The sequence below is a fragment of the Plantactinospora sp. CNZ320 genome (genome assembly GCF_002846275.1).
Genome location: NZ_PJMP01000001.1, coordinates 2,423,795 through 2,438,198, shown reverse-complemented (window position 1 = coordinate 2,438,198; position 14,404 = coordinate 2,423,795). Strand labels below are relative to the sequence as shown.

Below are 14,404 nucleotides of genomic sequence, written 5' to 3'. Positions count from 1 at the left end.
CCCAGGTGTAAGGAAGGGCCCCCGCTTATCGTTTTCTGTTGTAGCGGGGGCCCTTCCTTACGGGTCAGCGGCGGCGGGCGCCGGCCGGCCAGAGTACGGTCACCGGCAGTTGTCGGGCCTGGGCCGCCTGGACCACGTCTGCGGTGTCCCCGATGTCCACCGAGGGATTGCCGTCCCAGACCGCGAAGAGCCGCTCGCACCGGCGCAGCATCTCCAGGCTCGCCGCCAGGAACGCGTCCCGACCGGAGCGCGGAAACGGCATGTACGACACCGAGCTGGCCCGGCGCAGCAACTCGTCGAAGGCGGGCAGGTTGTGCGCGCGTACCGCCTGCTGCCGGTAGTCCCGGGCCGGGATCACCGCCTCGAAGCTCCCGCCACTGTCGAGTACCGCCCGGGCGAAGATCTGGTCGGCGCCGTCGGCGAGGCAGGTGATCCCGTGCAACTGCGGCCCGGCGTACGGGCGCAGCTCCTCGGTCAGCCGGGCGTAGACAAGCTCCGCCGTGCCGTCGGCCAGCACTACGTGCCCGGTGACACCGATGCGGGCCATCCAGCACCGTCCGTTCGTGGTTACGACTGCCCGACCCGGACGATCCGGAAGCCCGCGTCGGCCAGGATGACCGGGAGTTCCCGGACAGCCTCGTGGTTACGCTCCCGGAGATCCTGCCGCAGATCCTCCCAGGGGCTCAACGCCGGATGCAGTCGTCGCTCGTCGTCCCGGTGTGGCGCGTACCGCCAGCCGCTCGCCACCTGCTCGGCCAACCAGCGCTGGTGCTCCAGGATGGCCAGCCGCTCGATCTCGGGCTCCTCCAGGGCGTGCTCGTCGCCCGGCCCGACCCGGGGCGACAGTGCGCAGCCGAGTTCGCGCAGCTTGCGGCCGATGTCCTTGGCCTGGGCCCGGTTGGCCCGGCGCAGCGACTCCGGCAACTCCTCCCAGGGCACCAGCGCGGGGTTGCCGCCCGGCCGTTCACCGTGTCGGCGCCGGGCCACCACGTAGCTCTCGTGGATCACCCGGGCCAGCCGTTCCACCAGGTCGTCGCCGATCAGCGCCGGATCGCAGGCGGCGTGCACCACACCGTAGAGGCGGAGCGCGCCGGAGAGGTCGTCGAGGACGCCGAGGCCGTGCCCGCTGCCGAACGCCTCCCGCAGGTTGGCCAGCCGGTCCAGCCGGACCACCATCGAGCCGGGGCCGCCGTGCCAGAGCTGCTCGGCGGTGAGCGCGGTCTTCAGCGCCCGCTCCTCATCGTCGTAGCAGATGAAGACCCGGTCCGGCGGGAGCGGGAAGCCGGCCCGGGGCAGCTGGCTGAGCAGTTCGCCGAGACCGCCGTCGAGCGGGATGATCCGGCAGACCCGGGCCAGGAACGGATAGCGGTGGGTGAGCTGGGCCGCCGCCTCGGTCGCCGCCTCGTCGACCAGGACCAGCGGTACGAGCCGGGCGCCGTGCGGGTCTCGTACCCGCCATCGCCGGGCCAGCTCGACCAGCACCGCCCGGCCGAACGCGGTGGCGCCGAGCACCACCACCCGGGGCGGCCGGCCGTCCACAGCGGTCAGCGGGTCCTCGGCGAAGAGTTTCCGGGCGGCCAGGTCGTCGACGTTGAAGAAGTCCAGTCGGGCGCCGGGGTGCCGGGCCAGCCCCAGGTGCCGGGCCTGCAACGCGAGGCAGAGTTCGGGGTCGGCGACCTGGGCGTAGACGGCGAGCGGGGAGTTACCGTGCCGGGCCGCCGCCAACCCGATCGCGGCGTTGGTGGCGCTGTCGTCGGTACACGCGTAGACCGCCCTGGCCCGGCCGATGCCGGCGCCGCGCAGCACGCTCGGATCCCGGGCAGCGCGGGCCACCTGGCCGGAGCCGGACGGCGTCGTGACATCGGAGCGGACCGCCACCACCCGGTGACCAGCGGCCTGGAGCCGCCGGGCCAGGGTGTCGGCGACCAGGCCGTCGCCGCAGACGATGACGTGCCCCCGGGCGTTGCGGTCGCGCAGCCGGCGCAGCTCGGTGGCGAAGAGCAGCCGGCAGGCCTCCACCAGGGCGTACGCGGTGACGGCCGGCGCCGCGAACCGGGCGAAGTCCAGCAGTGGCGGGAACGGCCCGCCCTCGTCCAGCGGCGGTGCACCGAGCACGAAGAGCTGCAGGTCGTAGTAGATCAGGTCGAACGGTTCGGATCCGTAGCCGCCGATCCGGTCGATGTGCTGGGCGAGCCCGAGGTAGCCACAGACGAAGGCGACCACCCCGGTGAGCGCGAACACCAGTCTGAGCACACTCTTGGTCGGTGCGCGGGGCGGTTCGCCGAGGCTGTTTCCGGGCACCACACCTCTCCTGCTGTCCGGTGTGACGACGCAGCGCTATCGTACCGTCGCGGTCTGCCCGCGGCGAACGTGAAAGATCGAGATCTTCCACAACGGAACGCGGTGGCGGAGGACGGTGGCGTTCAGCCCGGCAGCCGGAACCCGGCCTCACGCTGGGCCGCCAGCCACTGCTCCACCTCGTCGGCCCGTCGGGGCAGCCCGGCCGAGAGGTTCACCGCGCCGTCAGCCGTCACGAGTACGTCGTCCTCGATCCGGATGCCGATCCCGCGCAGCTCGGCGGGGACCAGATCGTCCTCGGGCTGGAAGTAGAGTCCCGGCTCGACGGTCAGCACGTACCCCTCGCCGAGGGTGCCGTCCCGATAGCTCTCCTTGCGGGCGTTGGCGCAGTCGTGCACGTCGAGCCCGAGCATGTGGCCGAAGCCGTGCAGGGTCCACCGGCGGTAGATCATCGACTTCTCGTCCATCGCCTCGTCCACGCTGACCGGCAGCAGGCCCAGCTCGGCAAGCCCTTCGGCGAGGACCCGCATGCAGGTCCGGTGCACGTCCTTGAACGTCACCCCGGGCCGGATGAAGTCGATGCCGGCCTGCTGGGCGGCGTACACGATGTCGTAGACCTGGCGTTGCAGCGGCGAGAAGGTGCCAGAGACCGGCACCACCCGGGTCACGTCGGCGGTGTAGAGGTTCCGCCCCTCCACGCCCATGTCCATCAGCAGCAGCTCGCCCGGGCGGGTGATGCCGGTGTTGTGGATCCAGTGCAGGATCGTGGCGTGCTCGCCGGCACCGACGATCGAGTTGTAGCCGACGTCGTAGCCGTCGTGCCGGGCCCGCAGCCCGAAGACCCCCTCCAGGAGCCGTTCGCTCACCGGGCGGTCGGCCGGCAGCACCCGGGCGACGTCCTCGAAGCCGCGTACGGTCGCGTCGATCGCCTCCTGGAGCTGGGCGATCTCCCACTCGTCCTTGACCAGCTTCTGTTCCGACAGCAGCGCGGCCAGTTCCCGGTCCCGGCCGAGCGGGGTGCCGGCCTCCTCGCCCTGCGCGCTCCTGGGCGGCTCGTACGGCCGCACCGCACCGTCCACCGTCGGGTCCAGCCCGCGCAGCACCCGGGTCCGTCCCGGAGCGCAGTCGGCCAGCGCCGCCGGCAGCTCGGACAGGGGCGCGGTCTCGATGCCCAGCTCGGTCGACTTCTCAGTCAGGGTGTGCCGGCGGCCGACCCAGAGTTCGCCGTCCCGGCTGCGGAAGAACTCGTCGGTCTCCCGGGACGAGCGGGGGCGCATGTAGAGCACCGCGTCGTGGCCGGAGCCGTTCGGACGCATCACCAGCACGCCGTCCGGGTCGTGGTCGCCGGTGAGGTAGACGAAGTCGCTGCCGGGGCGGAACCGGTAGGCGGTGTCGTTGGCGCGTACCTTCTCCGGACCGGTCGGGATCACCAGGGTCTCGCCGGAAAGGGCCGCCGAGAGCGCCGCCCGGCGCTTGGCGTGGTTGGGTACCTCCGGCCGGGGGCCGACCGGCAGGGTGCTGTCCTGCCAGCCCTGCCGCATGAACTCGAGGAACTTCTCCGGGAAGTCCGGGTCGTGTGACTCCGTCCGGGCCGTCTCCACCTCTGCCGGCTCCGCCGTGATGTCGGTGTGCTCGTCTGACATCGCCGCTCCTCCCTCGTCCGGCCCGGTCCGCGCGAGGTCCGATCGGTGCGCGGCCGGGGATCGACGACTCCCCGCCGGCTGGCGACCCTGTCCCTCGTCCGGCTGAGCTTGATCTGCGCTTCTGGCGTGTCCCGACCGTACCGTGCCCGGACCGGTCGGTCTCGGTGGCGGTGCCGGCACAGCGGGCGGGTCCGCGTGGAAAGATGACCGCCATGTGCGGACTTCTGGCCTTCTTCAGCGCGCACGGCAACGCCGGCGCACATCGAGACGCCCTGGCCGGTGCGTTGGAATGCCTGCACCACCGGGGACCGGACGAGACCGGTGTAGAGGTGATTTCGACCCCGGACGGGTACACCGACGCCGTTTTCGCGCACAAGCGGCTCTCGATCATCGACGTCGCGTCCAGCCACGAGCCGCTGCCGTACGCGGGCGGCCGGTACCTGCTGACCTTCAACGGGGAGATCTACAACTACATCGAGCTGCGCGAGGAACTGGCCCGGGACTACGGTGCCCAGTTCGCCACCGCCGGAGACGGCGAGGTGATCGTCGCCGGCTTCCACTACTGGGGCGAACAGGTGCTCACCCGGCTGCGCGGGATGTTCGCCTTCGTGATCTGGGACCGGCAGCAGCGCCGCGCCTTCGGCGCCCGGGACTACTTCGGGATCAAGCCGCTGCACTACCTCCAGACCCGGGACGGGGTCTACCTCGCCTCGGAGAAGAAGGCGCTGCTGCCCTTCGCGCCCTCGGCACACGCCGGTGACGCCGGGGTGGACACCGCCAACCTGTCGCACTACCTCACGTTGCAGTACGTCCCCGAGCCCGGCACCCTGCACCAGGGGATCAGCCGGATCGGCTCGGGGGAGTACCTCACCTGGAGCCCGGGCCGGCAGATCGAGGTGCGCCGCTGGTACCGGCCGGTGTTCCGGCCCGCCCCGGTGCAGGAGCCGCAGAAGCTCTACGACCGGATCCGGGAGACGCTGCGGGAAAGCGTCCGGATGCACATGCGCGCCGACGTGCCGGTGGGCTGCTTCCTCTCCAGCGGCATCGACTCGACAGCTGTGGTGGCGCTGGCCCGGGAGTTCAACCCCAACATCCTCACCTTCACCGTCGGCTACGACGTGCCCGGCTACTCCGAGATCGAGGTGGCCCAGGACTCGGCCCGGCACCTCGGGGTCACCACCATCCCGACCAAGATCGGTCCGCGGGACATGATGGAGGCGCTGCCGAAGATCGTCTGGCACCTGGACGACCCGGTCGCCGACCCGGCCCTGGTACCCCTCTACTTCGTCGCCAAGAAGGCCGCCGAGCACGTCACGGTGGTGCTCTCCGGCGAGGGTGCGGACGAGTTCTTCGGCGGGTACACGATCTATCGGGAGCCGCTCTCGCTCGGCAGCGTGAACGGCCTGCCCGGCGGGGTGCAGAAGGGGCTGCGGGCGGTCTCCAAGGCGATCCCGCAGGGGGTCAAGGGCAAGAGCTTCCTGGAGCGCGGCACCACCCCGATCGAGCAGCGCTACTACGGCAACGCCCGGATGTTCACCGAGGAGGAGAAGCAGAAGCTGCTCCGCCGCTACGACCCGGCCGTCCGCTACACCGACGTCACCGCGCCGATCTACGCCGAGTGCACCGAGCTGGACGACGTCACCAAGATGCAGTACGTCGACCTCTACACCTGGCTGCGCGGCGACATCCTGGTCAAGGCGGACCGGATCTCGATGGCGCACTCGCTGGAGGTGCGGGTGCCGTTCCTCGACCGGGAGGTCTTCGAGGTCGCCGCCGGCATCCCGGTGGACCTGAAGCTGCCGCCCCGGTCCGACGCCACGAAGTACGCGATGCGCCAGGCGTTGCAGGGCGTGGTTCCGCCGGCCATCGTCAACCGACGCAAGCTCGGCTTCCCGACCCCGACCCGGGTCTGGCTGGCCGGCGAGATGTACGAGTGGGCCCGGCACATCTTCTCGATCTCCGGCGCCGGGGAACTGCTCGACCTGTCGTACGCGATGCGGCTGCTCGACGAGCACCAGCGGGGCGAGGCCGACCACTCGCGCAAGATCTGGACCGTGCTGATCTTCTGTGTCTGGCACGCCATCTTCGTGGCCCGCACCCTGGACCCGGGCATCCAGCGCAACCAGTCGGCGCTGCTCACCAAGCCGGTCGTCGGCTCGATGGTGCGCTGACACCCGGCTCTCGAACCGGTCAGCGTAGGGCGAACGGGCCCGGCGTCGTCGACGCCGGGCCCGTCGCGTGCGGTGCTGTGGTGCTGCCGTGCTTGTGGTTACGGGCTGGTGCAGGTCAGCGTCGGTGTGCCGCTGGTGGTCCCGCTGCCCACGAAGCCGAAGCTTGCGGACGCACCCGGGGCGAGACTGCCGTTGTGTGCGACGTTGCGGACGGTCACCGTACTGCCGCTCTGGCTGTGCGTGCCGTTCCACAGGCTGCCGATGGTCTCGCCGTTCGCCCAGGTCCAGCCGGCCGTCCAGCCGCTCAGCGCGGTGGTGCCGCTGTTCCTGATGGTCACCTCGGCCTGGAAGCCGCCGCTCCAGCTACCGGTCGACCGGTAGGTGGCGGTGCAGGCGGCCGGTCCACCCGGGTTGTTGGTGGGCGGGTTGGTCGGATTGGTGGTCGGGTTGCTGGTGGGCGGGTTGGTCGGGTTGCCGCCACCCGGGCCGACCCCGGTGACCTCGCCGTTGCCGCCGTCGAAGACCACGTCCGAGCAGCCGAAGAAGTTCTCCTGGCTGTCCGAGCGGACCCAGCGGGAGTAGATGATGTGCTGGCCGCTCTTGCCGGTCGGCAGCCGCCCGCTGAAGTAGTAGTGGCCCTCGTTGCTGCCGACCGAGCCCTGCTGCGGCGGGTTGGTCACCGTCAGGAACGGCGTCGACTCCAGGTCACTCCAGTTCAGCGCCCGGGTCGGGCTGAAGCCGTCCCGGGTCACGTAGAAGTAGAACGTGCCGGGGTGGTGGGCCCAGTTGCTGTACTTGAAGTTGAAGTTGCCACCGGCGGTCAGGTGGGTCAGCGGCCAGTCGTTGCGGGCCAGGTTGTAGCCGCTGAAACTGGTGTTGCCGCCGCTGCACAGCTGCCCGTCCGGAACGAAGCCGGTGGTCCGGCCGCCCGCGTCCGAGCGCAGCACGCTGAACCAGTTGTAGAGCGAGTTGGCCCCGCTCTGCGCCACCGCGGCCGCACAGGCTGGGTTGTTGGGCCTGATGTCGCCCTGTGGGCTGAGCCCGTCCTTCCAGCAGAGGAAGGTACGGCTGCCCGGCGCCATGGCGGCACCGTGCGCGGCGACGGTAGTGGGATTGACCACCGTGATGACACCGGCGGTGAGCGCGGCCACGGCGCCGAGCACCGCGATCCTGCGTAGACGTTTCACCCGAGTTCTCCTTCTGGGGGCAGTGTCGCAGCTGGTAACCGACGCTGCGGACGAACTGCGGGGGACCCGCGACACGGCGGGCGCCCGCTTCCGACACTGGTTGCGGTATCGCCGGTCCGCCCCGCCAGAGGTGGTGGGCTGGTATCTGCCGGATGGCAGACGGGCGACACGGCGCACAGTCCGATCACGGATGTGTGCCCTTCGCGTGGCCCCTTGCCGGCACCCGGCACAGCGCGTCAGCCCCCGCACTGGCTCGGTACGGCAATCGCATCACGGAACCCGGTGCCGAGGCAATAGGAATCTCTCGATGAAAAGTTTCCGGGCGGATTGACGGGTGTCAGGGTCGGACGTCCGGTCGACCCTGACACGGCCGGTGTGCCCTCCCCCCGGTGTGCTCAGTACCGCTCGGTCAGGTGCTCCCGGCCGGACGGCGGGTCGTACGGCTCCGGCCAGAACTCGGTGATCCGGACGATCAGCCCGGCGTCGTCGAACTCGAAGAAGGAGAGGGCCGGCACCTCCGTACCCTGGTGGCCGACCCGGACCCAGGAGGCCGCGTGCGCGTCCTCGCCGACCACCCGCTCGACGGTGACGTGCCACTCGCCGGGATATTCGATGTTGAACCGGAGGAACGCCTCGCGGCCGGGGATGCGCTCCCGGGTCTGCGGCAGGTCGTAGACCACATCCTCGGCGAGCAGCCCGCCGACCCGCTCCCAGGCACGCGCCTCGCACGCTGCCCAGTACTCCGAAACGATCTTGTGCGCTTTCGTCATGGCGCCGGAGTCTGCCCGGTGGGTACGACGGAACCGGCGGTATGCCAAGGTCGGAGGGGACACACCGGAACCAGCCGGTGCCGGCCGGCCCGGTCCGGCAACGACTCCGGTGCGGACGGCGGTGGGTGCGGACGGCGGTAGGTCGGACGGCGGTAGGTGCGGACGCGGTGTGGCCGGCGGTGCGGCTCGGGAGGGGCTCGGATGGGATACGCGGTGGTGCTCGGCGAGGCCCTCGTCGACCTGCTCGACGGCGAGTACGACGGGCAGCCCGTCTACCGGCAGGCGATCGGCGGGGCACCGCTGAACGTGGCCGTCGGGGCGGCCCGGCTCGGCGCCGAGGTGGAGTTCGCCGGCTCGCTCGGCGACGACGCACTCGCCGGGCGGATCGCCGACTTCCTGGCCGGTGCCGGGGTCGGCCGGCGGGGCGTGGTGGTCCGCCCCGTGCCGACCGCGCTGGCGGTGGCCACCTTCGCCGGGGCGGAACCCGACTTCCGGTTCTACGGCGAGCCGCTCTCCTACGGGCTGCTCGGGCCGGACGATCTCGACGTACCCCTGGTCGAGGGTGCCTCGGTGCTCTACGCCGGCTCGATCGTGCTGCTCTGCCCGCCGGTGCTGGCCGCCGCCCGACGGGCCTGGACCCTCGCCACCGGGCTGCGGGTCTTCGACCCGAACGTCCGGCCCCGGCTGTTGCCGGACGAGGCCGCGGTGGCCGGGCTCCGGGCCGTGGTGGCCGAGTTCGTCGCCTCCGCCGACCTGGTCAAGCTGAGCCTGGCCGACGCCGAGGTGCTCTACGGGGACGACTCGGCCGAGGCCACCGCCGGGCGGCTGCACGACCTCGGCGCCGGCACCGTCGTGGTCACCCTCGGCCCGCGTGGCGCGCTGGTCTCGACCGGCGCCGGCGCCACCGGGGTACGCCTACCGGCGCCGGTGGTCGACGCCGTGGACGCGACCGGCGCGGGCGACTCGGTGATGGCGGCCCTGATCGCCGACCTGCTCGCCGACGGCCTTCCGGCGGACCAGGCCGGTTGGTCCGACCGGGTCGGCTACGCGCTCAAGGTCGCCGGGCTGGTCTGCGAGTCCCCGGGCGGTGCGGTCTCGATGCCCACCCGGGCCCAGGTCGCCCGCCGTTTCCCCAACTGACCCCACCCTCGAACCGCTGCCGGTTAGGCGTCGCTGTGCCCGTACCGCAGAACCCGCTGCCGGTCAGGCGGTGCCGGTCAGGCGGTGCCGTGCGGTGCGGTCAGGCGGTCCCGGTCAGGCGGTCCCGTGCGGTCCGGTCAGGCGGTGCCGTCGCTCCGGTCAGGTGTTGCCGTGGAGTTCGGCGTACCCGCGCTGGACGGCGGCGAGGCCGGCCTCCGGGCCGAACGGCGTGCGCTGGGCGACCCGCTCGGCGGGAGCCCGGTCGGCGTCCCCGTTGCGGATCAGCCAGCTCATCGTGGCCAGGTCGTCGTGCTGGACCCGGACGAACTCGCTGTCGACCACGGTGCCGTGCCCGGGGACGACCACGGTGGCAGGGGTGAGCAGGCCCAGCAGCGCGGCGACGGTCTCCACCCACTCCAGCGGGAAGGCGTCCTCGAAGGCGGGCGGGCCGCTCTGCTCGATCAGGTCACCGGCGACCAGCACGTCGGCGTCCGGCACCTGCACCACCAGGTCACCCTCGGTGTGCCCCCGGCCCAGGTGCCGCAGCAGCACCGCCCGGCCGCCGACGTCGACGGTGGCCTCCTGGCGTACCGGGTGGGTGGGGGCGAGCACCGTGGTCCGGGCCAGTTCGGCGGCGAGCCCGGGATCGGCCGGCAACACCTCGTCGTACGCCTGCCGGCGCAGCAGCGCGGGCTGTTCGCGGAGCAGCCGAGCGGTCTCGTCGTGCGCGTAGATCGGTACCGGCCCGTCGGCGGCCAGCGCGGCGTTGCCGAAGCAGTGGTCGAAATGGTGGTGCGTGTTGACCACGATCAGCGGGTCGGTGGTGAGGGCCCGGACGGCGTGGAGCAGTTCGGCGGCCTGCCCGGCGGTGGAGAGGGTGTCCACCACCAGCGCCGTGCCGTCGCCGACCACCAGGGTCACGTTGACGTCGAGCAGCGGCTGGCGCAGCACGTACACCCGGTCGGCGATCTCGGTGAAGGCGACGCCCATGGTGGTCGTCATGGCGTACCCTGCGCCCGCTCGACGAAGCGGTGCCGGTCCACCAGTACCCGTTCGACCCGGCCCTCGGCCACCGTCGTGGCGCCCTCGGTGACGGCCACCTCGAAGAGCAGCCGCCGCCCGTCGACCTTGGCCAGCCGGGCCTGCGCCACGGCGGTCCGGCCGACCGGGGTCGGCACCCGGTGGTCGAGTTCCACCCGCATCCCGACGGTGGTCATCCCGGCCGGTAACCGGCTGGCGGTGGCGGCGACGGTGGCCGCCTCGGCCAGCGCCAGCACCCGGGGCGTACCCAGCACCGGAACGTCGCCGGAGCCGACCGCCTGCGCGGTGTCGACGTCGGTGACGGTCAGCTCGACCCGGGCGGTCAGGCCGGGCGGAAAAACGCTCTCTGCCTCCGGTGCGGTGGCCCGTGCCTCCGGCACGGGTCCGGCCGGGTGTTCCTGATCCATCAGCAAAGCGTAAGTGTTCGGCCGACCGCTGACTCCGACACGCGACGACACGCCGGACGACTGTCGGACAGTCCACAGCTGGCCGCACCCGCTGACCTGGGCAACGGAGGCGTTACCGGTCGCCCGTAACGCCTCCGTCGTCCAGGTGCGCGTCCGGGCAGGTCAGGGCCGGCGGAGCTGCTCGGCGGTGATCCGCTGGGTCAGCCAGGCCGGTACGGCGATCAGCACCACCCCGACCACCAGCGCCCCGCCGGCCAGCCAGAGCGTCGGGGCGACCCGGTCGAGCACCCGCGCCCGGTCGACGTCGAAGAGGCCGGCCAGGACGATCGCGATGGTGATCGTGGCCAGGCTGGCCAGCCCGAGCCCGATCGCCAGCGGCAGGGTGCCGAATCCGATCTCTCCGGCGGTGATGACGCGCGGGCTGGTGCCGACCACGGCCAGCGTGGCGTTGTCCCGGCGCCGTTCCACGGTGCGGTCGATTGCGGCGGCGGCGAACGCCCCGATGCCGAGCACGAAGCTCAGGGTGAGCCCGGCGACCAGCAACGTCATCACCAGTTCCGTGTCGAACCCGCGCCGGGCCCCGAGGTCGCCCGCCAGATAGCTGGTCGGCACCCGGGCGGCCAGCACCTGGGCGGCCCGGTCGGCGGCGGCCCGGTCGGAGGCCACCAGTTGCAGGTGGGAAGACGGCGGTACGCCGAGCGCGGCAGCGACCGGTGCCCGCCGGGTGACCAGCAGTTGCCCGCCCACACCCCGGTCGAACCGCATCGTCAGGTGCAGGATCTGCTCCGGTACCGGTACCCGGGTGCCGTTGCCGGCGACCACCTCGGTGCCCGGCTCCGCCAGCGGCGCCCCGCCGAAGAAGGTCTGGTGCACCAGCCGGTAGGTCTGCCCATCCACGCAGGATTCGCCAGCTTCGAGTGTGAACATCCCGGTCAGGTCCGCGCAGTCCCCGACGACCAGGTAGTCCGGCTCGCCGGCGACCGTCGCCGGCACGCTGACCAGGTCGACTACCTGCACGCCGGGCACCTGCCGCAGCTCGGCCGTCGGGAGCGGGCCTGGGCCGCCGGCCTGGTACATCTGGCGTCCGTCCGGATCGCTGGTCGAGCTCAGATCACCGACGTCGATGACCAGGCTGATGCCGAGCGAGCCCATCCCGGCCGCGTAGACCATCACGGCGAAGGCGGCGACCAGCCTGGGTGCCACCCCTGGCGCGTGCCGCAGCCGGGCGGCGGCCAGTTCCAGCCAGACCGGGGTACCCGGCAGTCGGGCGACCAGCGCGGCGGCGGCGTACCCGAGGGTGGGCAGGGCGAGCGGCAGGGCCAGCCCGGTGAGCAGCATCGAGCCGGCGAAGAGCAGGGCGTCGCCCTGGGCGGGTTCGTGCCGGCCGGACCAGCCGGCGAGTACCGCACCGGCGAGACCGGCGATCAGCGGCAGTACCCGCCAGACGCCGGGGCGGCGGTGCGGTGCGTTACGGCGTACCGCCAGCGGGTCGATCCGGGCCGCCCGGGTGGCGAGTACGCCGATGGCGACCGCGTACACCACGGTCACCGCGACCATCCCGAGGACCACCGGCACGGGTACGGCGAGGTCGGCGGCGTACCAGCGCAGCCGCCCGATCCGCCAGCCCTCGGACAGCGGTGCGAGGATCGCGAACCCGGCCAGCCCGAGCAGCGCGCCGCCGAGGGTGACCACCCCGGTCTCCACCGCGTTGACCAGGGTCGCCTGCCGGGCCGAGACGCCGAGCAGTCGCAGCGCGGCGATCCGTCGGTCCCGGGTGGAGGCGGAGAGCCGGGCGCAGGTGGCCAGGAAGACGCCGAACGGAACCAGCACGAAGAGTCCGAACGCGCCGGCCAGGATCCGGGCCGGGGTGAAGACGTCCGGCCCGGCGCCCTGGCCGAGGGCGTAGCCCAGCGGGTGGCCGAAGCCGGTGACCGGCCAGTGTTCGTCGAGCATCCGGTCCACCTCCGGCACGGTCACCGGTGGCGACCCGACGTAGGCCAGCAGTTCGTCCGGGGCGAGCAGCCCGGCCGGGCCGACGGTGCCGATCACCCGCTGCGGCAGGCGTGCCGCCGTTTTCGGGTCGGTGCCGAGCAGGTCGCGCAGGGCCGGCGAGACCACCATCTCCCCGGGTGCGGGCAGCGCGGCCACCCCGGGCGGGCGGGGGCTGGTCGCGGTGGCACCGATCACCGCGGTACGCCGGAGCACCCGGCCGTCGACCACGTCCTCGATGTCGTAGACCCGCAATGTAGACGGGTTGGCCGGGTTCTCCTCCCGGACCGGGGTGCGCGCCTCGGCCCGCCCGTGCTGTGCCCCGGCCACCGAGACCGTGGCCAGTGACGCCAGCACCAGCAGTACCCCGAGTGCCGCCCCGGACGACATCAGCGCGGTGCGCAGCAGCCCGCCCCGCCCCGAGCCGACCGAGAGTCGCAGTCCGAGCCAGATCCACCGCCTCATGCGGTCACCCGGCCGTCGCGGAGGAAGACGGTCCGGTCGGCGTACGCCGCGACCCGGGCCTCGTGGGTGACCATCACGACCGCGCTGCCCTCCTTGCGGGCCAGTCCGGTCAACGCGTCCAGCACCACCTCGCCGGCCGCGCTGTCCAGCGCACCGGTCGGCTCGTCGGCGAAGATCACCGCTGGCCGGTGCGCCAGTGCCCGGGCGACGGCGGCGCGCTGTGCCTCGCCGCCGGAGACCTGCCCCGGGCGCCGGTCGGCCAGCTCGGCCACGGCCAGGTGGCCGAGGAGTTCGGCTGCGCGCCGCCGTGCCTCGCTCCGGGGGGTGCCGAGCAGCCGCAGCGGCAGTTCGACGTTCTCCCGCAGCGACAGCTCGGGCACCAGGTCGCCGAACTGGAGCACGAAACCGAACGACCGGAGCCGGAGCCTGCTGCGCGGGCCGTCCGGGAGGATGTCGATGCGCTGGTCGTCGAGGCGTACCTCGCCGTGCTCGGGGCGGAGGATGCCGGCGAGTACGTGCAGCAGGGTCGACTTGCCGGAGCCGGATGGTCCCATCACGGCGACGATCTCGCCGGGGGAGATGGTCAGGTCGGCGCCGTCGAGCGCGACGGTCCGGCCGAACCGGAGGGCCAGGTTGCTGCCCTGGAGCGTCATCAGGACTCCTTCTCCGCCTCGTCGAGGCGGGTCACCAGCGCGGCCAGCCGGGAGAGCCGGGCGACGGCGCCGTCGATCCACTTGAGATCCGCGTCGAGGTGGTACATCTCGAAGTCGGCGTCGAGTTGGGTGAGCAGGTCGCCGGCCTGCCGCTGGGCGCGCAGCTCGCGCATCCGGGCCAGGTGCGCCTGGCGCTGCCGGTCGAGCATCGGTTCGGCCGGCCGGCCGCTGGAGAGCGCGATGAGCACCTTGGCGAAGAGCACCCGGCGACTGCCGGTCACCTCGGGTACCTCCGGCTCGTCGAGCCAGCGGTCGAGTTCGCCGACGCCCGCCTCGGTTATCGCGTAGACCCGACGGTCCGGGCCGACCCCGCTGGCCACCCCGGCGAGATCGATCAGCCCGTCCCGGTCCAGCCGGCCGAGGGTGGCGTAGACCTGCGCCGACTTGAGCGGGCGGCTGTTGCCGAACCACTCGTCGTAGCGGCGCCGCAGCACGTAGCCGTGTTGGGACCTCGGTTCGAGGAGGCCGAGCAGGATCCGGGAGACCGACATGACCTGGGACACTAGCAACTGAGTTACTAGACTAGCAAGCGAGTTGCTAGTCGCCGCGCCAACGTCCCTCCCGGCGTCCGTCGTACCGG

General features: G+C 72.3%; 12 protein-coding genes. 2 read left to right on the top strand and 10 right to left on the bottom strand.

All coding sequences use genetic code 11. From position 1 onward, the window contains the following. Window positions 1-64: 64 nt before the first annotated feature. The 3 genes from CLT71_RS10580 to CLT71_RS10570 form a co-directional block, all read right to left on the bottom strand. Complete coding sequence (locus CLT71_RS10580; protein ID WP_101366961.1) at window positions 65-547, bottom strand: hypothetical protein; 483 nt, start codon at window positions 545-547, stop codon at window positions 65-67. Window positions 548-567: 20 nt separating this feature from the next. Further along, complete coding sequence (locus CLT71_RS10575; RefSeq protein ID WP_158242209.1) at window positions 568-2,301, bottom strand: RyR domain-containing protein; 1,734 nt, start codon at window positions 2,299-2,301, stop codon at window positions 568-570. Between the two features lie 122 nt (window positions 2,302-2,423). Then, complete coding sequence (locus CLT71_RS10570; protein WP_101366959.1) at window positions 2,424-3,941, bottom strand: aminopeptidase P family protein; 1,518 nt, start codon at window positions 3,939-3,941, stop codon at window positions 2,424-2,426. A 212-nt stretch (window positions 3,942-4,153) separates the two neighbouring features. Here CLT71_RS10570 and asnB point away from each other — a divergent pair, with 212 nt between their 5' ends. Then, a complete protein-coding gene (asnB, locus tag CLT71_RS10565) occupies window positions 4,154-6,112 on the top strand; it encodes an asparagine synthase (glutamine-hydrolyzing) (RefSeq protein WP_101371328.1) in 1,959 nt (652 codons plus the stop codon). 98 nt (window positions 6,113-6,210) lie between these two features. Here the strand turns inward: asnB and CLT71_RS10560 are convergent, their stop codons facing one another. Both CLT71_RS10560 and CLT71_RS10555 read right to left on the bottom strand, forming a co-directional pair. After that, complete coding sequence (locus CLT71_RS10560; protein ID WP_486483189.1) at window positions 6,211-7,299, bottom strand: lytic polysaccharide monooxygenase auxiliary activity family 9 protein; 1,089 nt, start codon at window positions 7,297-7,299, stop codon at window positions 6,211-6,213. 395 nt (window positions 7,300-7,694) lie between these two features. Beyond that, a complete protein-coding gene (locus tag CLT71_RS10555; RefSeq protein ID WP_101366958.1) occupies window positions 7,695-8,069 on the bottom strand; it encodes a nuclear transport factor 2 family protein in 375 nt (124 codons plus the stop codon). 201 nt (window positions 8,070-8,270) lie between these two features. Here CLT71_RS10555 and CLT71_RS10550 point away from each other — a divergent pair, with 201 nt between their 5' ends. Beyond that, entirely contained in the window at window positions 8,271-9,209 is a 939-nt protein-coding gene (locus CLT71_RS10550) for a PfkB family carbohydrate kinase (RefSeq protein ID WP_101366957.1), read from the top strand. Window positions 9,210-9,368: 159 nt separating this feature from the next. Here the strand turns inward: CLT71_RS10550 and CLT71_RS10545 are convergent, their stop codons facing one another. The 5 genes from CLT71_RS10545 to CLT71_RS10525 all read right to left on the bottom strand — a co-directional run bounded on the left by CLT71_RS10545 (window position 9,369) and on the right by CLT71_RS10525 (window position 14,315). Beyond that, the gene (locus CLT71_RS10545) at window positions 9,369-10,199 is read right to left on the bottom strand and encodes an MBL fold metallo-hydrolase (protein ID WP_101371325.1); all 831 of its coding nucleotides are present in this window, start codon (window positions 10,197-10,199) and stop codon (window positions 9,369-9,371) included. 8 nt (window positions 10,200-10,207) lie between these two features. Next, entirely contained in the window at window positions 10,208-10,657 is a 450-nt protein-coding gene (locus CLT71_RS10540) for a thioesterase family protein (protein WP_486483188.1), read from the bottom strand. Between the two features lie 162 nt (window positions 10,658-10,819). After that, window positions 10,820-13,111, bottom strand: coding sequence for an FtsX-like permease family protein (locus CLT71_RS10535; protein ID WP_101366956.1), 2,292 nt, complete (start codon window positions 13,109-13,111; stop codon window positions 10,820-10,822). After that, window positions 13,108-13,764, bottom strand: coding sequence for an ABC transporter ATP-binding protein (locus CLT71_RS10530; RefSeq protein WP_101366955.1), 657 nt, complete (start codon window positions 13,762-13,764; stop codon window positions 13,108-13,110). Before CLT71_RS10530 ends, CLT71_RS10535 begins: the two co-directional genes overlap by 4 nt. Then, a complete protein-coding gene (locus tag CLT71_RS10525; protein ID WP_101366954.1) occupies window positions 13,764-14,315 on the bottom strand; it encodes a PadR family transcriptional regulator in 552 nt (183 codons plus the stop codon). Before CLT71_RS10525 ends, CLT71_RS10530 begins: the two co-directional genes overlap by 1 nt. Between the last annotated feature and the right edge of the window lie 89 nt (window positions 14,316-14,404).